This window comes from Mycolicibacterium boenickei (assembly GCF_010731295.1).
GTDB classification, from domain to species: domain Bacteria; phylum Actinomycetota; class Actinomycetes; order Mycobacteriales; family Mycobacteriaceae; genus Mycobacterium; species Mycobacterium boenickei.
In genome coordinates this window covers 3885402-3910531 of sequence record NZ_AP022579.1, presented here as the reverse complement: position 1 = coordinate 3910531, position 25130 = coordinate 3885402, and the positions used below count along the sequence as shown (strand labels likewise).

Sequence of the window (25130 nt, the reverse complement as noted above, 5' to 3'; positions counted from 1 at the left end):
GCGTGGCCACACGAGTGGAGCGCTACCTGTATTCGAGGGGTCCTGACGTATGCGGCACCCCGGAACTCACCGGTGGCTCCGCGCGGCCGGACGTGCCCGCCGCACCGGTTCGAGTAGCGAACTACTCATGTCTTTTCCACCGCTGTGCACAACAATCGACCTGTGTGTCGATCACACACCGCGATCCGGTCGTGCACGGATCGCCCCACCGGCCACGGAGGACACCATGGTGACGTCGGCGCGCCAGGCCCCGCAGACCATCGCCGCGGCCTGGTCTCGGTCCCGGTCGGTGACGGTCACCCTCGCGGCCCGGGTGGCCCAGTGCATCGACCAGTCGGTCGGCTGGGCCCGCCTGCCCAAGATCATCGGCCTGGCGGTGCTGATCGGATTACGACACCAGCTGCGGACATCGAACCTGTACGCCGCCGATCCTGCCCCGATCATCCCGGGCGGGCCCGTCGATCCCGGGAACTATCTGAGTGCCCGCACCCGTGACGGGTCCTACAACGATCTGGCCGATCCGAGAATGGGTGCGGTGGGGTGCCGGTTCGGACGCAACGTCCCACCCGAACATTCCTATCCCGAATCCGCCAAGAAACTGCTCGACCCGAATCCGCGGCTGATCAGCCGTAGCCTGTTGACCCGCGACACTTTTCAGCCCGCCACCACGCTCAACCTGCTCGCCGCGGCGTGGATCCAGTTCGAGGTGCACGACTGGTTCGCCCACGGCTCGGTCACCACCCAGCCCTGGGTGGTGCCGCTGCGCGACGACGACCCGTGGCCCGAACGGCCGATGCGCGTCGAGCGCACCCCGCCCGATCCCGACCCCAGTCCCGCCGGACCGCCCACCTACGTCACGCAAGAGTCGCATTGGTGGGACGCCTCCCAGATCTATGGGACCACACCGGCATTCGCCAGTGCACTGCGTGCACCGGAGCGGGGCAAGCTGCGTATCGACGACGTGGGCCTGCCGCCGCCCGAGGTCGAAGCGACCGCCGACCTCACCGGCACCGCGGGAAACTTCTGGGTGGGCCTGGCGCTGCTGCACTCACTGTTCATGCGCGAGCACAACGCCATCTGCGACCGCCTGGCCCAGACCTACCCCCATCTGACCGGCCAACAGCTCTATGACAAGGCCCGCCTGGTCAATTCCGCGCTGATGGCCAAGATTCACACCGTGGACTGGACGCCGGCCATCATCGCCCATCCGACGACGGTGACCGCCATGCGCATCAACTGGTTCGGGCTCCTCGGAGAACGGCTGGGCCCCCGGTTCCGCCAGCGCTTCGGTCGGATCAGCACCAGCCCGCTGCTGCACGGCATTCCCGGGTCGCCCACCACCCACCACGGGGTGCCGTATTCGTTGACCGAGGAGTTTGTGGCGGTGTACCGGATGCACCCGCTGATCCCCGACGAGTTCACCTTCCGATCCCTGGCCGACGACCACATCACCGCGCAGCACGAGCTTCCCGAGTTGTCGGTGCTCGAAGTTCGGGCCCGGCTGTCCGAGAACCCGATGGCCGACCTGCTCTACTCCTTCGGTCGCTCCCATCCAGGGGCGTTGTCGCTGCACAACTTTCCGCGACATCTGCAGCACATGCACCGCGTAGACGGCACCCTGATGGATCTGGCCACGATCGACCTGATCCGGTCCCGGGAGCGAGGTGTGCCGCGCTACAACCAGTTCCGCGAGTTGTTCCGGCTCAAGCCGGTGAAGACCTTCGAGGAACTGACGGGTGAGACGGAGTTGGCCGCCGAGCTTCGCGAGGTCTACGACGACGATGTGGACCTCGTCGACCTGATGATCGGCCTCTACGCCGAACCCAAACCGCCCGGATTCGGCTTCAGCGACACCGCATTCCGGGTGTTCATCCTCATGGCCACCCGTCGACTGGAGAGCGACCGCTTCTTCACCACCGACTTCCGCGAGGAGACCTACACCGTCGCCGGCATGAAGTGGGTGCGGGACAACGACATGCGCTCGGTGTTGTTGCGCCACTTTCCGGAACTGTCCCCGGCCTTGGCCGGCGTCGCCAACCCATTCGCCCCCTGGAACGTCGCAGCCCCCCGCTGAATCAGAAAGGCATCCGTATGACCGAAGCCATGGCCGCCGCCGACGTACGTCGCATAGCGGAAAGTCTCGATCCGGTTCGCTACCGCGACGGTCTCGAACAGCCAAAGGCCGACGAGGCCGAGGACATCGAGAAGATCGTCGAGTCTCTGCACAAGAACAACGAGCGGGCCTACAAGAAGTTCAAGCACGGCCTGCGTGACGCACATGCCAAGAGCCACGCCATTCTGCGCGGTGAGCTCATCGTCAACCCGGACCTGCCCGAGGTGCTCGCCCAGGGAATGTTCGCCGCCGAGCGCAGCTACCCGGTGATCGCCCGCATCTCGACCACTTCGGGGGTGCTGCGCAGCGACAGGAACCGCGGTGTGCGCGGACTCGGCATCAAGGCCATCGGCGTACACGGTGAGCGGGCCATGAATGACCCGCAGGACCAACAGAATGTCACGCAGGACTTCGTGCTCGTCACCCATGAGGAATTCCTGTTCGCCGACGCCCACGCGTACCGGACGCTGGGGATGCTGAGCGCCACCCTGCTGGCCCGGTTGTCCGACCGCGCGCTGTGGGCCGGGAGCGAATTGATCGGCGCGCTCAAGAAGATCGGCCTGCCGATACCGCCGAATCTGGCGGTGTTCGTCGCCCCCAACCGTCCTATCCTCGGCGAGACGTTCTTCTCCTCCGCCCCGATCCGGTACGGCGACTACGTGGCGCGCTTCAAGTACGAGCCCACCTCACCCGAGGTGAAAGCGCTTGCCGATCAAACGCTTCCGCGCAATCCGGGTCAGGACGAGCACCGTGACCTGATCATGGCGTTCTTCGAAAAGAACTCCGCCGAGTACACATTCAGCGTGCAACTGTGCCTCGATACGGAGAAGATGCCGATCGAGGACGCCACGAAGCACTGGGATTCCCCGTACCTGCCGGTCGCCAAAGTGGTATTCCCCCGACAGAACCCGTACAGCGCCCTGCGCCGCGCCTACGGCGACGACGTGTTGTCGTTCAACTCGTGGCGCGGTCTCCAGGCCCACCGCCCACTGGGGTCCATCAACCGGCTGAAGCTCAAGGTGTACGAGGCGTCGAGCGACTTCCGGCACAAGATGAACCACATCGACCGGCACGAGCCCGCCGACATCTCCGAGCTTCCGGATTAACGCCAGCGAACAGGAAATACTTGCAATGGGAAGAACATTCGCTGCCACCGCCGACACCCACCGCTCCGTCGACCCTTTGTTCGGCAGCGTTCCGGGCCCGCTACCCCTAGACTCAGGATTCATGCCTGGTCAGTGGCAGCTTTTGGACCGGCCCGCCGAGCACGAGGCCATTCGGGCCGCCCTCAGCGGGACGGACAGCTGCGGCGTCGTCCTCGTCGGAGCCGCCGGAGTCGGTAAGACCACGTTGGCGCGCACCGTCACCGCATCGTTGAGCCGGAAGGTGCACTGGACCGCCTGCACCGAGTCGTCGCGCAGCATTCCGCTCGGCGCGTTCGCCCACTGGGTGTCATCGTCGGGGTCACGGGACCCCATCGCCCTCATCGGTTCGGCGCGCGAATCCCTTGTGGCCGACGGTGACACCATCGTCGGAATCGACGACGCGCATTTGCTGGATCAGCTCTCAGCGACACTGTTGCACCAGATCGCGGTCGAACGCTCGGGCCATGTGGTGGCCACCGTGCGCAGCGGCGAACCGGTACCCGACGCCGTCACCTCGCTGTGGAAGGACGGGTATCTGCAGCGCTTCGAGCTCAGCCCGTTCACCAAGCAGCAGAGCATCGCCCTCATCGAAACCGTGCTCGGCGGAACGCTGGAAGGCCTCAGCGCCGACGTGATGTGGGAAACCTCGGGCGGCAACCCGCTGTTCCTGCGCAACATGGTCGAGGGCGCGGTCGACGCGGGGACGCTGACCAACGTCAACGGCGTGTGGCAGTTCCGCGGCCCCACCGTGATCCCTTCCGGGCTCGTCGAGTTGCTCGACGAGCGCCTGGCGCACGCCGGCGAGGACGTCCTGCATGCGTTGAAGCTGCTGGCACTGTGCGAACCGCTCGACATCGACGCACTGGCCGAGCTCGCCGGGGAAGAAGCGGTGGACGCCGCTGAGATGCGCGGCCTGATCCGGATCGTCTCCGACGACTCCCAGATCAACGCCCGCTTCAGCCACCCCCTGTTCGGCGAGGTGGTGCGCCGCCGGGTCGGCACCGCATCGGCCCGCAAGCTGAGGGGCCGCATCGCCAAGATCCTTCACGAGCGCAACCTCGACTCGCCCGCCAGCCGAATCAAGTTGGCCGAGTTGGCCATCGAGAGCGACCAGGGAACCGACATCGAATTGCTGATCACCGCTGCCAAGGACGCGGTGTTCCTGTCCAACCTTCCACTCGGGGAGAAACTGGCCCGCGCGGCCTTCGCCCACGGCGGCGGTCTCGGCGCGGCGGCCCTCCTGTCGCGCGCGCTGCTGTGGCAGGGCCACCCGGTACAGGCCGACAGCATCCTCGAGCAGTTCTCCCCCGCCGATCTCAACGAGATGGAACTCGTGCAGTGGGGTATTCCGCGGGTGTCCATCCTGTTCTGGTCCATGGGCGACGTGACCCGGGCCGATCAGGTGCTCGCCCTCCTTCAGGAACGGGTCACCCATCCCATCCTGAAGCTGATCATCGATGCCACCGGCGCAGGCATGGCCGTGCACCGGAACAAGATCCCCGAGGGGCTCGAGATCGCCGAACGGGTGCTGGCAAACCCTGAGGCGCCCCGGCAGGCCGTGGATTTCGCGGCCTTCGCGGCCGGGCTGTCGATGCCGCTGATCGGCCGCGGCAACGACTTCCTTCCCATCGCGTCGCGGTGCCGCGCCGAGCGCAAGACCACCGACGGCATGGTCCGGATCATGGTGTTCTACGGCGAGGTGCTGGCCCTGGCCTACACCGGCCAGTTGGAGCTCGCCCAGCAGCGCGCCACGGAATATGCCGAGTTCTCCTCAGCCGGCCAGTTCGCCGGCTGGGCGATCGCCAAGATCATGGACGGCGTGGCCGCCACCCACAGCGGCCGGTTCCGCGATGCCATCCTGGCGATCGAACAGGCCCTGGCCGCGCTGAACGCCGAAAACTCCCTGCCCTGGCAGCTGCCCGGGCGACTGCTGCTCGCCCGCGCCTACGCCGGGGTCGGCAACCCGGCCGATGCCGAGCGGGTGCTCGAAGACGCCAAGGAGCACTCGGGCGAGTTCATGGCGCTGCACGAGCCACACCGGATGATCGCCAAGGCCTGGCTGGCCGCGGCCAAGGGGGGCCACCGTTCGGCGATCGACCTGGCCCGGGCGGCTGCCGACGCGGCGCATTCCTCCGGCCAGTACGCGGTCGAGGCCGAGGCCCTGCACACCGCGGCACGCTTCGGCGACCGCAGCGTGACCAGGCGCCTGCAAGACCTGGTCGACCGTACCGACGGCCCGCTGCCCGCACTGTTCGCACGGCATGCTGCGGCGGTGGCCGCCGCCGACCCGGTCGAACTGGACAAGATGGCCGCCGCGTTCGAGGACGCAGGCCTGCTGCTGTCGGCGGCGGACGCCGCCGCGCAAGCCGTGCCCCTGCACGACAAGGCCGGACATCGCCGCGCCAGCACCGAATCCGCCGCGCACGCGCTGCAATTGGCCTCCAAGTGCGGTGGCGCGGCTACCCCGGCGATCCGGTCGGCTGCCCGCCCGCTGCCGGTCACCGCGCGCGAACGTGAGGTGGCCGGACTGGTGGCCCAGGGGTTGTCGAACCGAGAGATCGCCGAGCGGCTGACGGTCTCGGTCCGCACGGTGGAGGGCCACATCTACCGGGCCTGCATCAAGCTCGGGGTGGCCGACCGCGACGAGCTCGCCAAGATCGTCTGGAACGACCTGGGTCAATAGACGTCGCGCACGTACCGCTTCTGGGCGACCAGTTCCCGCTTGTAGTCGCGCGCGGCGTCCTCGGACATGCCGCCGTGGGCGCGCAGGATCGTGGTCAGGGTGGCATCCACGTCCTTGGCCATCCGGGAGGCGTCGCCGCAGACGTAGAAGTGGGCGCCGTCGTCCAGCCAGCGCCACAGCTCGGCCCCCCGCTCGAGCATCTTGTGCTGTACGTACACCCGATCGGCCTGATCACGGGAGAACGCCAGATCCAGCCGGCTCAGAAAGCCGTCACTGACCATGTCCTCCAGGTCGTCGCGGTAGTAGAAGTTCTCGCCGCGATGCTGATCGCCGAAGAACAACCAGTTGCGCCCGCCGTGCCCCAGCGCGCGACGCTCCTGCAGAAATCCCCGGAAGGGTGCCACGCCGGTACCCGGGCCGACCATGATCATCGGCGCGCTCGGGTCCTCGGGCGGACGGAAATGCGGTGAGTGCTGCACGAACACCGGCGCCGCGGCGGCCCGGTCGGACAGGAAGGTGGAACACACCCCACCCCGCGCCGCCCCGCCGGGGCCGCGGTATCGCACCACCGACACTGTCGTCTGGACCTCGTGCGGACTGACCAGCGGGCTGGAGGAGATCGAGTAGTTCCGCGGGGTCAGCCGGACCAGCACCTCCTGCCACTGTTCGGGCTCGGCGTGCACCGCGAACTCGGTCACGACGTCGAGGCCGTTGCGGTTGTGCAGCCAATTGCTGCGCCGCTCACCGGAATTACGCAGGATCTTGGCCGCGGACTTGTCGGTGCAGGTGTCCGCGACGAATCGCAACAGGTCCGGGGTCACGCGGCAGATGTCGTAGGACGCGATGAGGGCATCGCGCAGCGACTGCTCGACACCGTCGACCTCGATCACCGAGTCCGGATTGAGGGCGGTGGCGACCAGCCAGGAGTCGACCACGGCCGGGTCATTGCTGGCGTAGACACCGAGTGAGTCGCCGACCGAGTAACTCACGTCGTACTCGGAGATGTCGAAGCCGAACTGGCGCACCTCCTTGGCCGCGCTCGGTGCCGTCAGCAGCTCGTTACGCGCCAGGACAGCCAGAATCGGCTTGGCCCTGGTGAATTCGTCGGGTTCGGTGGGTATGACGGTGCGGATGCCGCCGCCGACCACGGCCGGGACGGGCGTCGCACCGGTGAGCACCGTGGTGACCGAATCGGCCCAGCGCCGCATCGGCTCGTCATCGTAGGCCTCGCAGTCGGCGCGGTCGAGCAGCTTGGTGGCACCCAGATCGGCCAGCCGCTGGTCCAGCGATTTCGCGTGCCCGCAGAAGTTGTCGTAGGACTTGTCGCCGATGCCGAGCACCGCATAGCGAACCCCGTGCAACTGCGGGGCATCCGGGGCCTGCAGGCGGCTCCAGAAGTCGGCGCCGTTGTCCGGTGGGCCGCCGTCACCGAATGTACTGGTAACCACCAGGATGTCGCGGGCGGTGGCCAGATCTGCCAACGCGAGGTCGTCCATGTTGACCAACGTCGCACCGTCGAGGCGACCTGCCAACCCCGCCGCGAACTCTTCGGCGGTGCCGGTCTGCGAGGCCCACAACACCAGCGGCCCACCCGGCACCGACCGCTCGCCCGGTGCACCGTCGCCGGTCCGTGAATACCGTCCGGCCAGCACCCCGTCCACCCACAGCCGCACCCTCGCGCTCAGCGGCGCCAGTGCCGGAAGCACCGGGACACCCACGGGATCCTCCGGAAGCCCGGTGAAAAACCCTGCCAGATAGATCTTCTCGTCCTGGCTCAGGGCCGGCTTGTGCGCGGCACCCAGGCCCATCTCCGCGGCGAGCGGATGCACTGCCGGGGTACCGTCAACCGTGCGGACCGGACGCAGGCTGACGGCGCACACCTTGAACTCCGGCTGCAACGAGTCCGGGTCGACGGCATCGTTGGTCACGGCGTTGACGGTGAGGTACTCGCCGTGTTCGTCGTTCCAGTGAAACGGCGCAAAGCAGTTGCCGGGCCGTACCCGGTCGGACACCTTTGCCGGTAGCACCGCGCGGCCGCGCCGGGACGTCACCTCGACCGGCTGCCCCTCGACGATGTCGAGGTCCAGTGCGTCCAGCGGATGGATTTCCACGAACGGCGCCGGGTTGAGCTTGTTGAGCTTGTCCACCTTGCCGGTCTTGGTCATGGTGTGCCATTGATGTTGCAGCCGACCGGTGTTGAGCACCATCGGATAGTCGTCATCGGGCAACTCCGCCGCATCCAGGTGTGGCCGCGGGTGGAAGACGGCCCGCCGCGACGGAGTGGCGAACGCGAGCCGGGGCCGGTGACCGTCGGCGTCGACGAACTCCTCCTGGCTGACGCCGTCGTTGAGGTAGCGGATCGGGTTCCGGTCGTCCTGCCCACCGGAGCCCTCGACCGGTGGGACCGGCCACTGCAACGGGGTCCGGCGCAGCCGCTCATAGCCGGCGCCGCGCAGGTCGTAACCGGTCTTGGGGTTGGCGAACCGGCGGATCTCGTCGAAGACCTCTTCCGCGGACTGGTAGTCGAAGTGCTCGGCGAAACCCAGCTGGGCGGCGACCTGGCAGATCAGCTGCCAGTCCGGCCGGGCCTGCCCGAGCGGCGCGACCGACGGGGACAGCAGCGTCAGGTTGCGCTCCGAATTGACCATGACGCCTTCGGATTCCGCCCACAGCGCCGCGGGCAGCAGGATGTCGGCGTAGTGATTGGTGGCGGTGGACCGGTAGGCGTCCTGCACGATCACCAGCTCTGCGGTCTCCAGGCCGTTGATCACGGTCTTCCGGTTGGCCACGCTGGCAACGGGATTGGTGCAGATGATCCAGCAGGCCTTGATCTTGCCCTGCTCCATCTGTTCGAACATGCCGATGGTGCCCGGGCCCACCTCGGAGCGGATGGTGCCGGGTTCGAGGCCCCACCGCGTCTCGACGAACGTCCGGTCGTCGGCCGCGAGCACCGACCGCTGGCCGGGCAGGCCCGGCCCCATGTAGCCCATTTCACGGCCGCCCATGGCATTGGGCTGGCCGGTCAGCGACATCGGGCCGCTGCCCGGCCGGCAGATGGCGCCGGTGGCCAGGTGCAGGTTGCAGATCGCGTTGGTGTTCCAGGTTCCGTGCGTGCTCTGGTTGAGCCCCATGGTCCAGCAGCTCATCCACTCCCCGGCCTCGGCGATCATCGCCGCGGCGGTGCGAATGTCGGCTTCGGAGATCCCGGTGATCTCGGCGACCCGATCCGGCGGGTAGTCGGCCAGGAATTCCGGCATCGCCTCCCAGCCCGTGGTGTGTTCGGCGATGAACTCGTGGTCGATGTCGCCGTTGGCCAGCAGCAGGTGCAGCAGACCGTTGAGCAGGGCCAGATCGGTTCCCGGTTTGATCTGCAGGAACAGGTCGGCGCGTTCGGCGGTCGCGGTCCGGCGCGGGTCCACCACGATGAGTTTGGCGCCGGCCTTGAGCCGATCGGCCATGCGCAGGAACAGGATCGGATGGCAGTCGGCCATGTTCGCACCGGTGACGAAGAACAGGTCGGCCCGGTCGAAGTCGGTGTAGGAGCCTGGCGGCCCGTCGGCACCGAGCGACTGTTTGAACCCGGTGCCGGCACTGGCCATGCACAGCCGGGAATTCGATTCGATGTGCACCGTACGCAGAAAGCCCTTGGCCAGCTTGGTGGCCAGGTACTGCGCCTCCAGCGTCATCTGGCCGGACACATAGAGGGCGACGGCATCGGGGCCGTGCTCGGCGACGATGGCCCGCAGCCGGCGTCCCGCCTCGGCTACTGCATCGTCCACCGGCGTCGGCTGCTGCTCGTCCGCACGCGTGGGCCGCAGCAAAGCGGACGTGAGCCGATCGTCATCGGCGGCCATCATCTCGGCGTGCATCGCCCCCTTGGTGCACAGCCTCCCGAGATTCGTGGGGTGCAGCTTGTCGCCGCTGACCCGGGCGATCACCGTTCGGCCGTCATCGACCCTGGTAGTGACCTCGATACCGCAACCGACGCCACAGTACGAACACGCAGTCCGGTGTGTCTTGTCCGGGACCGAACCCGGGGCCGCGCCGTCCGCCATGCCCCCATCGTGTGGTGAGGGTGTTGTCGGATCTTTCCGGCGACGTTATCGGCACGAAAACTGATCCTCACAGCGCGACGATGCCAGCCGTGAGGATAGTATCCGCAGGTCAGAGCGCGTTAGTGATGGGTGGGCTTGACCGCCAGCACCGGTTTCGGGCATTCCAGCAGCAGTTGTTGCGACACGCTGCCCAGCAACAACTTGCCCACGGGGCTACGGTGCCGGATACCGATCACCAGCAACTCGGCGTCGGCCGCGTCCATCGCATCGAGCAATTCGGTGGCCGCGTCGACTCCCACGGGCTGGCGCAACTCGAACGGCACGCCGCTCTCCCGCAACCGCTCCTCGACATCGTGGACCTGGCCGGAGCGGGCGAACCGCGAATCCACATAGGCCTCACCCGAGGTCGCATTGATCACCAGCAGGCTGGTGCCCCGCAGGGCGGCCTCGGCGATACCGTGCTCGACCGCGGCAATACCGAAAGCGTCTGCGGTATAGCCGATCACAATCACAGTTGACCTGCCTTCTCCTGCTGATCCACATCATCCTCGACGATCAACAGCGTCTCCTCACTGCGGTGCATCAGCTTGAGTACCAACGGCATCAACAACAGGATCGCCATCAGCACATAGGTGACGATCGCCACGGGTTCGGTGAACAGGCTCGTCCAGTCACCGCCGCCGAGTTGCAGGCTCTGGCGCAGTTGGCGTTCGATCCGCGGGCCGAGGATCACACCGATGATCAACGGCAGCACCGGCAATCCGAACCGGCGCATCATCAGACCCAACAGACCGAACACCAGGAGCAGAGCCAGATCCAGCGGTTGCACGTTGACCGCGAGCGCCCCCAGCGTGGCGAAGAACAGGATGCCCGCGTACAGGTACGGCCGCGGGGTGCGCAGCAGCTTGGCCCACAGCGGCGCGAGTGGCAGGTTGAGCACCAGCAGCAGGAAGTTGCCGATGAACAGGCTCGCGATCAGCGTCCAGATCAGCAACGGTTCCTTCTCGAAAAGCGTTGGTCCTGGCTGGATTCCGTAGGACACGAACGCGGTCAGCATCACCGCCGCGGTGGCATTGGTGGGCAGTCCCAGCGACAGCATCGGCACCAGGGTGCCCGCCGCCGAGGCGTTGTTGGCCGCCTCCGGGCCGGCGACGCCCTCTATCGCGCCCTTGCCGAACTCCTCGGGATGCTTCGAGAGCCGCTTTTCGGTGATGTAGGACAGGAAGGTCGGCAGCTCGGCGCCGCCGGCAGGCAGCGCACCGAACGGGAACCCATAGGCGGTGCCCCGCAGCCACGGCTTCCACGACCGGGCGAAATCCTTCCGGCTCATCCACGGCCGCCCCACCGGGATCACATCGGCGGGCCGCCGGCGCAGGTGCGCCGCCACCCACAGCGCCTCGCCGAGCGCGAAGATCGCCACGGCGATCACGACGATGTCGATGCCGTCGGACAGCTGGGGCAGACCGAAGGTGGCGCGTGGCTGACCGGTGAGGAAGTCGATGCCGACGACCCCGATCGCCAGTCCCAGAAACAGTGAGATCGCGCCGCGCAGCTTGGACGAGCCCAGCACGGCGGTGACCGCGACCAGGGCAAACAGCATGATCGCCAGATAGGAGGGCGCGCCGAGGGTCACGGCGAACCGCGATATCGGTGGTGCGAACGCGGCCAGCAGCGCGGTGCCGATCGCGCCTGCGACGAACGAGCCGATCGCGGCGGTGGCCAGGGCCTGGGCGGCCCGGCCCGCCTTGGCCATCTTGTTGCCCTCGATCGCGGTGATGACCGACGAGGATTCACCAGGGGTGTTCAGCAGGATCGAGGTGGTCGACCCGCCGTACATCCCGCCGTAGAAGATCCCGGCGAACATGATGAACGCGGCACTCGGGCTGACGTTGTAGGTGACCGGCAGCAGCAGCGCCACCGTCATGGCCGGGCCGATGCCCGGCAGCACGCCGACCGCGGTGCCCAGCAGCACCCCGATCACCGCATACAGCAGGTTCATGGGAGTCGCGGCCTCGGCGAACCCCTGAAGCAACCATTCGAAGTTGTTCATTTACAGAATCCCGTCCAAAATGCCTGCGGGCAGCGGGATTCCGAGCCCGGAGTAGAACGCGTAGAAGCTCGCCACCGACAGCACCGCGCCGATTGCGAGGTTTCGGACGTAGTGGCGATTGCCGAGAATCGTTGCCGCCCCGGCGAACAGCAGGGCGCCGGTGATGGCCCACCCCAACGGTTTGACCAAGACGATCACCAGCACGAAGAGTCCGACCAGCAGACCCACCGTGCGCCAGTCCCCCGGCATGTTCGGGTCGACATCCTCGCCCGCGTCGGCCTCACCGACCGAACCGCGCGGGATCGCGAACGCGAGGACAAGCGCGAGCAACACCAGGACGATCCCGATCCCCAGTGGAAACGCCCGCGGCCCAACGGGGTCGACCTTGGCGAACCCGCTCGTCAAGGTGAGCGCGTCATAGATCAAGAACCCGCCGACGGCCACCAGGACCGCACACACCAGATACTGGGCCTTGTCGACCTTCACAACAACCCCAATTCGTTCAGCGTCGTGGAGACGCGTTGGTCCTGGTCCCGCAGGAACTGTTCGAAGTCCGCACCGGTGCTGAACGCGTCACTCCAGCCGTTCTTGACCAGCGCGTCGCGCCACTGCTGGGTGCCGTGCAGGTCGGTCAGGGCGCGCACCATCGCATCCTTGGCCTCGCCGGAAATGCCTGGCGGCGCCAGTATTCCGCGCCAGTTGGTGAAGGTGAGGTCGATGCCGGCCTCCGTCAGGGTGGGAGCATCGATCCCCTCGACCCGTTGGGCACCCGACACGGCCAGCACCCGGACCTGCCCGGCCTCGATCTGGTCGACGAATTCACCGAGCCCCGTGGTGCCCGCCGCGATCTTCTTGCCCAGCAGGGCCGTCAGCAGGTCGCCGCCGCCGTCGTAGGTGATGTAGTTGACCTTGCGCGGGTCCAGTCCGACCGCACGTGCGGTTTCCATCGGGAACAGGTGATCCGGCCCGCCCGGCGAGGAACCGCCGCCGACCGTGACCTTGGCCGGATCGGCTTTCCAGGCCGCGACCAGATCGCCGATGGTGCGGAACGGCGAATCGCCCGGCACCAGAATGCCTTCCTGCTCCTCGACCATCTTGGCCAGCGCCGTGGCGTCCGATGCGCGAGCCGAGGAGCCGTTGGTGTAGACGGCCCCCACGACGCCGAGCCCCATCATCATCATGAGGTCGTCATTGCCCTTTTCGTTCATCAGCCGCGCCATCGCCACGGTGCCGCCGGCCCCGATGACGTTGAAGACCTCGATGCGTCCGGTGATGTCGGTGTCTTCCATGATCTTCACCGCGGTGCGCGCGGTCAGGTCGTAGCCGCCGCCGGGACTGTTGGGCACCATCATGCGCAGCCGGTGCAGCCCGCGGGATTGGTCACCGCGGGTGACACCGCACGCCGTCACCAGCATCAGTGCGACCACGGCCACCATCAGCGCGGCACCTAGACGTCGAAACCTCATGTTCAGCAATACTGGACCCCTGACGTGACGCAGGTCACCCATTCGGACGCAAAGGAAGTTTTGGTCGTTGAGTTCACCACCGTCGGCACGGACGCGGTTTTTGCCGGGCGGCAGCCTGGCCGGGCGTTTCCTGGTGTTCCAGCTGCTCGTGGTCGCGGTGGTGCTGATCGCGGTGGCCGCGGTGTCGGTGGCGCAGTCCACCCGGGAGTTCCGGGATGTGCGGGGGCAGCGGATGATCGCGGTCGCCGAGAACATGGCGTCCACCCCGATCGTCCGGGACCGGTACGACGACCCGTTCGCCGCCCAGGTGCTCGCGCCCGAGGTCGATCGCGCGGTCGCCCTGTCGGGCGCTGAGCTGGCGGAGATCGCCGATCCAGCCGGCAATGTGCGCGTATCGTCCGATCCCGCTCGGGTGGGACAACGACTCGACCTGAGCGCCACCCGGGCCGACGAGGGCCGCGCCTGGTCCGGCGACACCGACGTCGACGGCACGCACCGGCTGGTGGGCCAGGTCCCGATCCTGGCCGCCGACGGCGCGGTGCTGGCGATCGCCTCGGTGAGCGAGCCGTACCCGTCGACGTGGGAGTTGTTGGGCGGTGCCGGTGAGCGGCTGCTGATCTACCTCGGAATGGGCGCCGCGCTCGGCATGCTCGCGTCATGGCTGTTGTCACGCCGGATCAACCGCCACACCCGCGGCCTGGACATCGCCGAGCTCGCCAGCCTGGCCGATCACCGGGAAGCCCTGCTGCACAGCATCCGGGAAGGCGTGGTGGCGGTGAACAACGAGGGCATCATCACGGTGATCAACGACAGCGCGTCCGACCTACTGGGCATCGGCGCGGACGCCGTGGGTCGCCGCGCCGACCAGGTCGGCCTGGAACCCGCCGTGGTCACATTCCTGTTGTCCCGCGAGGGAACTCGCGCCGACGAATCCGACGTGGTGATCACCACCCGTACCCGGGTGCTCGCGCTCAACCGCCGCGCGGCCCGCAGCCAGGGCCAGCGCATCGGTACGGTGACCACCATGCGTGACAGCACCGAGCTCGCCGCACTCCAGGCTCAACTGTCCTCACACCGCAGCGTGACCGATACGCTGCGGGCCCAGACTCACGAGTTCTCGAATCAGCTGCACACCATCTCGGGGCTGGTGCAGCTGGGTGAGTTCGATGCGGTGCGGAACTTGGTCGGCACCTTGACCCGGCGTCGCGCGGAGATCAACGAGGCTGTCACCCAACATGTCTCCGATGCCGCCGTGGCGGCGCTGCTGATCGCCAAGACGTCGCTGGCCGCCGAGAGCGGGGTCACCCTCGCCCTGACCGACGACAGCCATCTCAGCGCGCTCGACCCGGCCCTGGCGACCGACGTGATCACGTTGCTGGGCAACCTGATCGACAACGCCGTGGACGTGTCCGTCGGCTCGGCCGCCGCCCGGGTGAGTGTACGTATCGATGACTCGATGGGGCTGCTGCTGGCCGTCTCTGATTCGGGACCCGGTGTGCCCGAACATCTTCGGGAATCCATCTTCTCCCGCGGCGTCACCTCGAAGGCTCAGGTACCCGGCGGCAGGGGCATCGGGTTGGCCCTGGTGCGCCTCGTGACCGCCCAGCACGGCGGCGATGTCGAAGTCACCGACGCGCCCGGTGGCGGCGCCCTGTTCGTGGTGAGGCTGCATGCGTGAGGTACTGGTCGTCGACGACGACTTCATGGTGGCCGAGATACATCGCCGCTTCGTCGACCGCGTCGACGGCTACCGCACGGTGTCGGTGGCGCGCAACGGAACCGAGGCGCTCGCGGCGGCCGCCGAACTTCGTCCCGACCTGATCCTGCTCGACGTCTACCTGCCGGACATGACCGGGTTGGAGGTGCTCCGACGGTTGCGCGCCGAGGGCAATCGCGTCGGCGTCATCATGGTCACCGCCGCCCGCGAACTCGACACGGTGCGTGGTGCGTTGGACGGCGGGGCCGCCGATTATCTGGTCAAACCGTTCGAGTTCGATCAACTGCAGGCGAAACTGATGGCCTTCGCAGCGCGCGCCGAGGCGCTGGCAGCCGAGGGCGGTGCGGATCAATCGACCATCGACGCGCTGTTCGGCGGTCCGGTCGCAGTCCTGCCGAAGGGACTCGGAGCCGAAACCGGACGCCTGGTCATGGATTCGGTCCGCGGCGCGGGCGAGGTATCTGCCGCCGAATGCGCTGAGCTGGTGGGTATTTCACGGGTCAGCGCGCGCCGCTACCTTGAGCACTACCTGAGCACGGGCGCCCTCGAGCTGCGGCTGCAATACGGTGCCGGTCGCCCCGAGCGACGTTACCGGGCCAAGTAGCCACACCTGGAGAATGAACTGAGGTAGCGCGCTACTCACGCCCCGCGGCGACACACGGACCAGCATCGAGATCAACAGGTGCTGGCCCGAACACGCGGAGGCTGTCATGACCCTGGTAACCGACGCCGCCCTTCCCACGCTCGACTACGAACGCGAGTCCGACCCGGAGGAAGTTCATCGCCTGATCGCCGCCGCTCGGGCCCGGGCCCCGATCGCGATGGGACCGCACGGCCCGGAACTGCTGACCTACGACCTCGTGCGCACCGTGCTGCGCGATACCCGCTTCGAGGTGCCCCGAGGCATGTTCCTGGCGGCGCAGGGAATCACCTCGGGCCCGTTGTGGGACCGTGCCAACAGCAGCCTGTTGGGCATCGACGCCGAATCGCACACTCGGCTGCGCCGTCTGGTTGCCAAGGCGTTCGCCCCCAGAAGCGCCGAGAAACTGCGGGAGACCTGCATCGACATCGTCACCGAGCTCACCGACCCGTGCCTGCCCGATGGGCGGTGCGATGTGGTGACCGACATCGCCATGCAGTACCCGATCCCGGTGATCTGCGCGCTGCTCGGCGCGCCGCGCCGCGACTGGCATCTGTTCTCCCGGTGGGCCGACGACATCTTCAAGATGTTCAGCTGGAACCTCGGCGACCATGCCGACGCGGTCGAGGCGGCCTGGCTGCAACTCGACGATTACGTGGACGCCATGGTGACGCGCCGCACCTCCACCCTCACCGACGATCTGCTCTCCGACCTGATCCGGGCAGAAGTCGACGGAGACCGGCTGACCCACCCCGAGCTGCAGATGCTGGCCGGTGGCGTCCTGCTGGCCGGCACCGACACCACCCGCAACCAGCTGGCGGCGGCCGTACAGGTGCTGTGCGACTATCCCGATCAGTGGCTGATGCTGGCCGAGAATCCCGATATGGCACCGCTTTTCGTGGACGAACTGCTCCGCCACACCCCCATCGCGCTGAGCAGTGTCCGGACCACGCGAGAGGATGTCGAACTGGCCGGCCTCACCTTCCCCGCCGGAACCCATGTGTCCGTGAACTTCGCGGCGGCCAACCGCGATCCCCAGGTGTACGACGATCCCGACCGGTTCGACGTCTAACCGGATCGGACCCCCGGCCATGATGACGTTCGGCGGCGGGCTGCATTACTGCCTCGGTGTACACCTGGCCAGGGTCGAACTCACCGAGGCACTGCGCGTGCTGACCCGGAAGCTGCACAACCCGCGCTGCGTCGGCCGGGCCCGATGGAAGCCGATGACCGGGATCACCGGGCCGGCCACCCTGCCGGTGACCTTCGAGGCAGCCTGAAGGTCCAAAAAGTGGACCTGAAGTGCGGTCGCCTCCGGTGAGCGAAATAATGACGGGGTGACACCGAAGGTTCTGTTCCTGCGCAACGATCGCACGGCCACCGAGGCCATGCTCGCCGACGTCTTCACCGAGTGCGGATTCGACATCGACACGTTCGACGTCGTCCCGCCCGAGCGCGACGACGACCCCGCCGGAGATGTCACCTTTCCCGACCCGACCCGGTACGACGTGATCGTTCCGCTGGGCGCGCGTTGGGCGGCCTACGACGAAGCCCTGGTCAGCAGCTGGGTCGGAGCCGAGATGGCCATGGTCCGCCGCGCGGTCGAGTCCGGGGTCGGCGTGCTCGGAGTGTGCTTCGGTGGCCAACTCATCGCGCAGGCCCTCGGCGGATCGGTCAGCAGGTCACCCGAGCCCGAGATCGGCTGGTACGACGTGGCCACCGACGACGGGCAGCTGGTTCCCGGTGGCCGATGGTTCCAGTGGCATTTCGACCGCTGGACCCTTCCGCCCGGCGCCACCGAGATCGCCCGCACGCCCGCTGCCTCACAGGCGTTCGTGCTGGGCACGGCGCTGGCGCTGCAGTTCCACCCGGAGCTCGATTCCGAGCTGCTGGAGGTCTGGCTGGCCCACGACCGCGACGGGGACGCGGCGGGGATCGGCCGTAGCCACGACGAATTACGCTTGCAAACAAAGGAATTCACCGACGATGCGGCCGCTCGGCTGCGCACGCTGGTCCGCGGCTTCCTGAACCGGGTGGTCCGGGCGGAACCGTCGACGTAGGCTGGCAGGAACCGGCGGAATCTCCGAGCGCCGGCGCCAACTCTGATGAACGCCTGGAGTCTGCGAGCCAGCAGAGATCGCATCTACCAGGACCGCCACGAAGCGGGCCGGGTCCTGGCCGATCAACTGATGTCCTATCGGGACCGACCCGACGTGCTCGTCCTGGGTCTGGCCCGGGGCGGGGTCCCGATCGCCGCCGAAGTCGCCTCCCGCCTCCACGCCCCGCTCGACGTCTTCGTGGTCCGCAAGCTGGGCGTGCCCCAGTGGCCGGAACTGGCCATGGGCGCGGTGGCCTCCGGCGGCGGTCTGGTGCTCAACGACGGCCTGGTCGATCGCCTGGGCATCGACGAGGACACCATCGCCGAGACCATCCGGCGAGAGACCGCCGAGATCGAGCGCCGGGAGCAGGCCTATCGCGGAGGGCGTCCGGCTCCTGAGCTTCCCGGCCGAACGGTGATCCTGGTCGACGACGGTATCGCCACCGGCGCCACGATGCTGGCCGCGGTCCGCGCCGTCCGGGCGGCTGCGCGGGTCGTGGTGGCGGTACCGGTGGGTCCGTCCACCCTGAGCAGCCAGCTACGGGATGAGGCCGACGACGTGGTGTGCGCGAGCACCCCGGCCATGTTCGAAGCCGTGGGTCAGGCGTTCGTGGATTTTCACCAGGTCAGCGACGACGAGGTACGCCGCCTGCTGGCCGAGCCCACCGTGGGGCCGGGCGCGAGTTAGTTCTTGTGCTGCTCGGCGGAATCGTCGGCCTCGACGTCCACATCTGCGGCGTCGGGCTCCACGGCGACATCCGATTCAGGCTCGGCGACCAACTCGTCCGGATAGTCCACCGGCGCGTCCACCGCGTCGAAGGTATCCGTGGTCTCGGTCGCGCCGGCCTCGTCCGCGTCCGAGGCCCCCTCGGCTTCGCCCTCACCGGACTTCGCGCCGCGCGAGCGTTCCCGCAAGGCGTCGACGATCAGCAGCAGCACACCGATCACGCTGGCACCGATACAGACCCAGGCGATCAACTCATTGCTGGTGACCACCGCGGTCACCAGCGCAGCCAGGCCGATGACGGCAAGCACGAGCGCAATGATCAACATCGTTCAACCCTAAGTGTGGTGGCCCGGGATCGGGCCGGTTCACGACAGTGCGAGGACGTCAGTCGTGCCGGTTAGTTATTGCCGCGGTTGAACTGGCTGAAACCGCCCGCCGAGTCGTTGTTGGCACTGGAGTCCACCGGCGCGGCCGAACCGCGCTGGCCCAGCTCTTCCAGCTGAGACTCCAGGTAGGTCTTCAGACGCGTCCGGTACTCACGCTCGAACGTGCGCAGCTGCTCCAGGCGGCCTTCGAGGACCGTGCGCTGCTGGTTGATCGTGCCCATGATCTCGGAGTGCTTGCGCTCGGCATCGGCCTGGAGGGCATCCGCCTTCTCCTGGGCCTGACGCAGCTGGGTCTCCGAACGGGTCTGCGCGTCGGCCAGCATGGCGTCGGCACGCGTCCGGGCCTCCGAGACCGTGGTCTCGGCGGTCTTGCGGGCGTCGCTGACCATGGCGTCGGCCTGGGCCCGGGCATCCGAGAGCAGCTTCTCCGACTCGGCCTTGGCCGTGGAGGTCAGACGGTCGGCGGTGTCCTGCGCCAGGCTGAGCACCCGGGCGGCACGCACTGCGGTGTCCTCGCTGGGCGGCGCGGCAGGGGCGACCGGCGCCGCCGGGGCCTCGTAAACCGGCTGGGGTGCCGGCGTCGGCTCGGGCTCCGGCTCGTAGAGCGGGATGGACTGGGTGGACTGAGCGCCGCCGCCGGCCCGTGCCGATGCGAGCTCCTGATCGAGCTCGGACACCCGCTGCCGGAGATCGGCGTTTTCCTCGATGAGCCGAGTCAGCTCGTTCTCAACCAGATCGAGAAAGGCATCGACCTCGTCCTCGTTGTAGCCACGTTTGCCGATGGGCGGCTTGCTGAACGCGACGTTATGGACGTCCGCTGGTGTGAGCGGCATTGTCTGCCCCCTTGAAGTCTTGGACCGTCAACCGATCTCAAAGTGTAAAGCCTTGCTTGATCGCAACTGGAGTCCATCCTGTCACACCAGACCCGGCGGTTGCAGTGGAGGCCTATTTTTAAGAACGAATTTCAATCTTCTTACGCAATTGTGGACCATTCGGCAAACGGCGAGATCGACTCGTCCCACCCGCTCGCACCGACGGTCTACATCGCCGCGTTGAACGCCAGCTGCATCCCGATGAACGCCGCGAGCAGCAGCACCATGATCGACAGGTCGAACCGCACGGCGCCTATCGTGAGCTGGGGAATGAGCCGCCGCAGCAGTTTCACGGGCGGGTCGGTCACGGTCATGATGAGCTCAAGCACCACGACGGTCAGACCCTTGGGGTGCCAGTCGCGGCTGAAGGACCGGATGAACTCGACGACGACGCGCGCGATGAGCAGCAGCCAGAAGATGAACAGCGCGAAACCGAGAATTTCGAAGAACAGCGACAACTGAGCCGACCTCACTACAGCAGGATGTGTGACATTGGATACAGGTCGCCGTAGGCCGGACACATCTCACACAGAAGACGTGGTCAACCGATAGTGCGACGCCGCCAGCCTACCCGGGGCCCTGTCCGGGCACCCGGCCCGCGCGGCGGCGTCGCCGCATCACTGATAGGCGTAGAAGCCGGCCTCGGCGATCCGGCGTCGCTGCTCGGCGCTGACGTCGACGTCAGCCGGCGACAGCAGGAACACCTTCGTGGCCACCTTGTCGAAGGAGCCGCGCAGCGCGAACGCCAGGCCGGCCGCGAAGTCGACCAGGCGCTTGGCATCGGCGTTGTCCATCGAGACCAGGTCCATGATCACCGGGGTGCCGTCGCGGAACCGTTCGCCGATGGTGCGCGCCTCGCTGTAGTCCTTGGGCCGCAGGGTGGTGATCTTCGCCAGCGGGCTGCCCGCTTCGAACAGCTCTGCCATCCGGCGGGGGTCCATAGCCAGAGAACCGCGGGTGGAACCGGCGAGCGAGCCGAGACGCGGTGCGGGACGGTCGAATTCGCGGGGGGCGCGCATCCGGGCATCGAACCGCTGCTCGTCGGCGAAACCACCACCCGGGTAGCCGCCCCGATAGGCCGGGCCCTCGTCGTACTCGGCGCCCTCGTAGCCGTAGCCGTCTTCCTCGAAGCGCTCGTCACGGGGGCGGCGGGCGTAGCTGCGCGCAGCTCCGCGGTCGTCGTCTTCGTAGTACTCGTCGTCGTAGTCCTCCATCGGCGCCATGCCGAAGTAGGCCTTGACCTTGTGCAGTGTGCTCATCTCGGCGACCCTTCTGCGGACGGTGGTGGTGGTGTCTGTGATGAAGATGTGACTGGAGTGACTACTGCGGGTGACGTTAGCGGGCGTTGCCCCATGAGCGCGGTACCGACACGCACACACGTCGATCCGTGTTTGACCGCGCTTTCGAGATCTGCCGACATCCCCGCCGACAGTTCGAGCCGGTGCTGGTAGTCGCGCTGCACGCGCTCCCGCTCGGCGGCCAGGCGCGCGAATGCGTCATCGGGATCCCATTCGAGCGGCGGGATTCCCATCAGACCGACGAACTCCAACGCCTCGGCGGCGTTCGCTGACCCACAGATTTCGTCGACGAGCGCGGGGGCATTCACGTCGACACCGCCCCGCTCGGTATCTCCGTCGAGGCTGATCTGGATGTAGACCCGCAGCGGCTGGGCCCGCGCTCCGGCGGCCAGCGCCTCGCCTGCGGCCCGGTCCAGCGCGGTCAGCAGCCGCATGCTGTCCACCGAGTGGGCGGTGTGCGCCCAGCCGGCGACGGCCCGCGCCTTCTTCCGCTGGATGCGCCCCACCATGTGCCAGCGAATCGGCACATCCGGTAATTCCGCGCGCACATTGGCGACTTTATCGGCGGCCTCTTGTTCGCGGGATTCACCGAATGCCAGGCACCCTAATTGGTTGAGAATAATGACATCGGTCGCCGGAAAGTATTTCGTAATCGGAAGCAATTCGATTTCATTTACATTTCGCCCGACCGATTCTGCGGCACGTGCCAGACGCGCCCGCGCCGCACCGAGCGCGGCGGTCAACTCGGCCGTCCGATCGGCGTCACGCCCGCGCTGCACGGTGCTCATCTCACACTCACTCCAGGCTCGTTCGGGGTTTGTTCACCGGGGCTGCTCCATCCACACCACACTCGCCAGGCGTCCGGTCGGTGCGTCGCGGCGATGGCTGAACAGCGCGCGGTCGGCGACCGTGCACCGCGGGTCCACGTCGATCGCCGTGACACCCAAATCCGTTAATTGGCGGGCAATTCCAGCCCGGAGATCCAGGCCGGGCGTGCCGCTCGAGGTGGTGGTGCGCGAGCCGGGCAGAGCCGCCTCCACCTCGGCCGCCATCTGTTCGGGCACCTCGTAGTTCGCACCGCTGACCGCAGGTCCGAGCAGTACCGAGATGTCCCCCACGTGCGCGCCGGCGGCCTGCATCGCTTCCAGCGTCCGGGGCACGATGCCCTTCGCCGCGCCGACCCGCCCGGCATGGACTGCCGCGATGACCCCGGCACGGGCATCGCCCATTAATACCGGGACACAATCGGCGGTCACCACGACCAAAGCCAAACCCGGAGTCTTCGTCACCAATGCGTCGGCATTATCGACCGCGGTGTCGCGCGGACCGTCCACGGTGACGACGTGATCGCTGTGTACCTGATTCATCCAGACCAGCGCATCGGCCCCCACCGCGGCCGCCAGCCGCCGCCGGTTCTGCGCCACCGCTCGCGGATCGTCGCCGACATGGTCGCCGAGGTTGAACGAATCGAAGGGCGGGGCCGAGACACCGCCGGCGCGGGTTGTCGTCACCCGCCGAATACGCACACTCACGTTCCCAGTATCCGGACCCGCCGTGGGGCCCGACTCAGTGCCGCATGAACGGCGGGACGTCGACATCGTCGTCGGAGATCCCGCCGTCTCCGTCGCCACCGACACTCACGGTGGCGCCATTCGTGTGCGCCGGGACGCTCGCCGCGTCGTTCGGTTCGAACAGCGAGGTGGTCACCTTGCCGGAGCGGGCCGAGGCGATCGGCTGGGTCGGTGCCGCGCTTGGGCTGACCACCGGCTTGCGGCTGGGGCCGGCCATGTCGAAGCCGGCCGCGATGACCGTGACCCGGACCTCGTCGCCCAGCGAGTCGTCGATCACCGTTCCGAAGATGATGTTGGCCTCGGGATGCGCCGCATCCTGGACGAGCGAGGCGGCCTCGTTGATCTCGAACAGGCCCAGGTCGCTGCCGCCGGCCACCGACAGCAGCACGCCCTGCGCGCCTTCCATCGAGGCTTCCAGCAGCGGCGAGTTGATCGCGATCTCGGCCGCCTTGAGCGCGCGACCGTCTCCGCGCGCCGAGCCGATGCCCATCAGCGCCGTACCCGCGCCGCTCATCACGCCCTTGACGTCGGCGAAGTCGACGTTGATCAGGCCGGGGGTGGTGATCAGGTCGGTGATGCCCTGGACACCGTTGAGCAGCACCTCGTCGGCACTGCGGAAGGCGTCCATCAGCGACACGGCGGCATCGCCCATCTGGAGCAGCCGGTCGTTGGGGATGACGATGAGGGTGTCGCAGCTCTCGCGCAGCGTCTGGATGCCGTTCTCCGCCTGGTTGCTTCGCCGCTTGCCCTCGAACGAGAACGGTCGCGTCACCACGCCGACGGTGAGGGCGCCGAGCTTGCGTGCGATCGATGCGACGACGGGTGCGCCACCGGTTCCGGTGCCGCCGCCCTCGCCTGCGGTGACGAACACCATGTCGGCGCCGCGCAGCAGCTCCTCGATGTCGTCCTTGGCATCCTCGGCAGCCTTGCGGCCCACCTCGGGATCCGCGCCTGCGCCGAGTCCGCGGGTGGAATCGCGACCCACGTCGAGCTTGACGTCGGCGTCGCTCATCAGCAGTGCCTGTGCGTCGGTGTTGATGGCGATGAACTCGACGCCCTTGAGGCCCTGTTCGATCATCCGGTTGACGGCGTTGACACCGCCGCCGCCGATACCAACCACCTTGATTACCGCGAGGTAGTTATGCGGGGGGGTCATGGATCGTCTTCCTCCCAGGTCGGGTGTTCACAGTGTTCCTGGCGCCGATCTCCTCTGGGCAAACCCTCAACCTCAACCATAGGCTTAGAGTTATGTCAAGTAGTTCCGCGCAAACAGAACGGTAGGGGGCCGACGCCGGTGATCGCGGCAGGCGCGCCGACGCGCCGCGCGGCAATTTTTCGCCGGATCTACTTGACAGTGGGCAGATCCGGGCTGGACACGTCATAGGTACGGCCCGGCTGGGTCAGCAGGGCGGCCAGCTTCAGCGCCTTCTCGTCGGTCCGGTCGTTGGTCCCCCACACCACGACCCGACCGTCGGTGAGCGTCAACGCGATCGAGGCCACCGACGGCGCGGCGATCCGTCCCACCTGTGCCACCACATCGGGCGGCAGCGCCAGCATCACCTCGAGCGCCGCCTTGGTGGCCGGATCCGTCGGGCCCGGATGGTCGGCGTCCAGGTAAGGCAGGGTCGGCGGTGGCGGCTCGGTGGCGAAATCCACGCCGTCGCGGTCGAACAGGTGCGGACCGTCGGGATAGTCCTTGACCACTACCGGAACCCGCTCGACGACCGTGATCCGCAACGTCGAGGGGTACTCGCGCTGCACCCGGGCCGTGGCGATCCGCCGGATGGTGGCCACCCGCTCGGCGACCGCATCGGTGTTGACCTGCAACAGCGGCGTGCCCGGTGCCACCGCGGCCGCGGCCAGCACCTGCTCCTGCGGCACCGCGGCCGCACCACTGACCGCGACGTTGCGGGCCGACATGACCGGCGTGAAGTACAGGACCAGACCCAACGCCACCGCGACCACACTCGCCAGCGCGGACCACAGCAAGACCTTCAGACCACGAATAGTGCTGCGGGCCACAGTGTTCGGAGCAGCAGCCGACTGCCCGACCACCCTGCGCTTGGCCTCCCGGCGGGCATTCTCGATCGCCACCGCCCGGTCCCGTGCCGCGCGCCGCTCGGCGCGCTCGCGGCGGGCGCGGCGGCGTGGGCCCTCATAGTCGGCTTCTGCCGCGGGCGGCACATCAGATCCTGCCGCGGGCGGCACATCAGATCCCGCCGCGGGCGGCACATCAGACTCAGCCGGTGCGGAACCGGTCTCGCCGGGAACTTCGGCCCCGTCGTCGGGACCCTCAGCACCCGTCTCGG

Annotated in this window: 20 protein-coding genes and 1 pseudogene; 8 read left to right on the top strand and 13 right to left on the bottom strand. The window is 67.6% G+C overall.

The genetic code is table 11. The features are described 5' to 3' along the window. The first annotated feature begins 226 nt into the window (after window positions 1–226). The 3 genes from G6N57_RS18500 to G6N57_RS18490 all read left to right on the top strand — a co-directional run bounded on the left by G6N57_RS18500 (window position 227) and on the right by G6N57_RS18490 (window position 5941). Window positions 227–2074, top strand: a complete 1848-nt coding sequence (locus G6N57_RS18500) for a peroxidase family protein (RefSeq protein WP_077741119.1) — start codon at window positions 227–229, stop codon at window positions 2072–2074. 17 nt (window positions 2075–2091) lie between these two features. Beyond that, complete coding sequence (locus G6N57_RS18495) at window positions 2092–3219, top strand: catalase family protein (protein ID WP_077741120.1); 1128 nt, start codon at window positions 2092–2094, stop codon at window positions 3217–3219. A 121-nt stretch (window positions 3220–3340) separates the two neighbouring features. Further along, window positions 3341–5941, top strand: a complete 2601-nt coding sequence (locus tag G6N57_RS18490) for a LuxR C-terminal-related transcriptional regulator (protein ID WP_077742002.1) — start codon at window positions 3341–3343, stop codon at window positions 5939–5941. Here G6N57_RS18490 and G6N57_RS18485 read toward each other — a convergent pair. The 5 genes from G6N57_RS18485 to G6N57_RS18465 form a co-directional block, all read right to left on the bottom strand. Next, on the bottom strand, window positions 5935–9996 hold the full coding sequence (locus G6N57_RS18485) for a bifunctional nitrate reductase/sulfite reductase flavoprotein subunit alpha (RefSeq protein ID WP_097925875.1): 4062 nt from the start codon (window positions 9994–9996) through the stop codon (window positions 5935–5937). The genes G6N57_RS18490 and G6N57_RS18485 overlap by 7 nt on opposite strands. A 119-nt stretch (window positions 9997–10115) precedes the next feature. Then, window positions 10116–10508, bottom strand: coding sequence for a universal stress protein (locus G6N57_RS18480; RefSeq protein ID WP_077741122.1), 393 nt, complete (start codon window positions 10506–10508; stop codon window positions 10116–10118). Continuing rightward, window positions 10505–12046 carry a tripartite tricarboxylate transporter permease gene (locus tag G6N57_RS18475; protein WP_077741123.1) on the bottom strand — a complete coding sequence of 514 codons (1542 nt, stop codon included), beginning with the start codon at window positions 12044–12046 and terminating at the stop codon, window positions 10505–10507. Before G6N57_RS18475 ends, G6N57_RS18480 begins: the two co-directional genes overlap by 4 nt. Then, on the bottom strand, window positions 12047–12532 hold the full coding sequence (locus G6N57_RS18470) for a tripartite tricarboxylate transporter TctB family protein (RefSeq protein WP_174814494.1): 486 nt from the start codon (window positions 12530–12532) through the stop codon (window positions 12047–12049). Then, window positions 12529–13512: a Bug family tripartite tricarboxylate transporter substrate binding protein gene (locus tag G6N57_RS18465; RefSeq protein ID WP_077741125.1), complete on the bottom strand. Its 984-nt coding sequence runs from the start codon at window positions 13510–13512 to the stop codon at window positions 12529–12531. The genes G6N57_RS18470 and G6N57_RS18465 overlap by 4 nt, the downstream gene beginning before the upstream one ends. A gap of 67 nt (window positions 13513–13579) precedes the next feature. Here G6N57_RS18465 and G6N57_RS18460 point away from each other — a divergent pair, with 67 nt between their 5' ends. The 5 genes and pseudogenes from G6N57_RS18460 to G6N57_RS18440 all read left to right on the top strand — a co-directional run bounded on the left by G6N57_RS18460 (window position 13580) and on the right by G6N57_RS18440 (window position 18655). Beyond that, entirely contained in the window at window positions 13580–15190 is a 1611-nt protein-coding gene (locus G6N57_RS18460; protein WP_077741126.1) for a sensor histidine kinase, read from the top strand. After that, window positions 15183–15833, top strand: coding sequence for a response regulator (locus tag G6N57_RS18455; protein WP_077741127.1), 651 nt, complete (start codon window positions 15183–15185; stop codon window positions 15831–15833). The genes G6N57_RS18460 and G6N57_RS18455 overlap by 8 nt, the downstream gene beginning before the upstream one ends. A gap of 106 nt (window positions 15834–15939) precedes the next feature. Further along, window positions 15940–17149 (top strand): annotated as a pseudogene (locus G6N57_RS18450) (cytochrome P450). A gap of 57 nt (window positions 17150–17206) precedes the next feature. Next, complete coding sequence (locus G6N57_RS18445) at window positions 17207–17929, top strand: type 1 glutamine amidotransferase (RefSeq protein ID WP_077741128.1); 723 nt, start codon at window positions 17207–17209, stop codon at window positions 17927–17929. A gap of 45 nt (window positions 17930–17974) precedes the next feature. After that, window positions 17975–18655 carry a phosphoribosyltransferase gene (locus G6N57_RS18440; protein ID WP_077741129.1) on the top strand — a complete coding sequence of 227 codons (681 nt, stop codon included), beginning with the start codon at window positions 17975–17977 and terminating at the stop codon, window positions 18653–18655. Here the strand turns inward: G6N57_RS18440 and G6N57_RS18435 are convergent. The 8 genes from G6N57_RS18435 to G6N57_RS18400 all read right to left on the bottom strand — a co-directional run bounded on the left by G6N57_RS18435 (window position 18652) and on the right by G6N57_RS18400 (window position 25029). Then, entirely contained in the window at window positions 18652–19020 is a 369-nt protein-coding gene (locus G6N57_RS18435; RefSeq protein ID WP_077741130.1) for a hypothetical protein, read from the bottom strand. The genes G6N57_RS18440 and G6N57_RS18435 overlap by 4 nt on opposite strands. Window positions 19021–19091: 71 nt before the next feature. Then, a complete protein-coding gene (gene wag31, locus G6N57_RS18430; protein WP_077741131.1) occupies window positions 19092–19913 on the bottom strand; it encodes a DivIVA-like cell division protein Wag31 in 822 nt (273 codons plus the stop codon). Window positions 19914–20119: 206 nt separating this feature from the next. Further along, complete coding sequence (locus G6N57_RS18425; RefSeq protein WP_036449468.1) at window positions 20120–20410, bottom strand: YggT family protein; 291 nt, start codon at window positions 20408–20410, stop codon at window positions 20120–20122. A gap of 159 nt (window positions 20411–20569) precedes the next feature. Continuing rightward, window positions 20570–21211, bottom strand: coding sequence for a cell division protein SepF (locus G6N57_RS18420; RefSeq protein ID WP_077741132.1), 642 nt, complete (start codon window positions 21209–21211; stop codon window positions 20570–20572). Further along, entirely contained in the window at window positions 21208–22038 is an 831-nt protein-coding gene (locus G6N57_RS18415) for a YggS family pyridoxal phosphate-dependent enzyme (protein WP_109790708.1), read from the bottom strand. Before G6N57_RS18415 ends, G6N57_RS18420 begins: the two co-directional genes overlap by 4 nt. Before the next feature lie 33 nt (window positions 22039–22071). After that, the gene (pgeF, locus tag G6N57_RS18410) at window positions 22072–22782 is read right to left on the bottom strand and encodes a peptidoglycan editing factor PgeF (RefSeq protein WP_097925872.1); all 711 of its coding nucleotides are present in this window, start codon (window positions 22780–22782) and stop codon (window positions 22072–22074) included. A gap of 34 nt (window positions 22783–22816) precedes the next feature. Further along, window positions 22817–23977 carry a cell division protein FtsZ gene (ftsZ, locus tag G6N57_RS18405; protein ID WP_036449465.1) on the bottom strand — a complete coding sequence of 387 codons (1161 nt, stop codon included), beginning with the start codon at window positions 23975–23977 and terminating at the stop codon, window positions 22817–22819. Between the two features lie 188 nt (window positions 23978–24165). Continuing rightward, on the bottom strand, window positions 24166–25029 hold the full coding sequence (locus G6N57_RS18400) for a cell division protein FtsQ/DivIB (protein ID WP_234815640.1): 864 nt from the start codon (window positions 25027–25029) through the stop codon (window positions 24166–24168). Window positions 25030–25130: the final 101 nt, after the last annotated feature.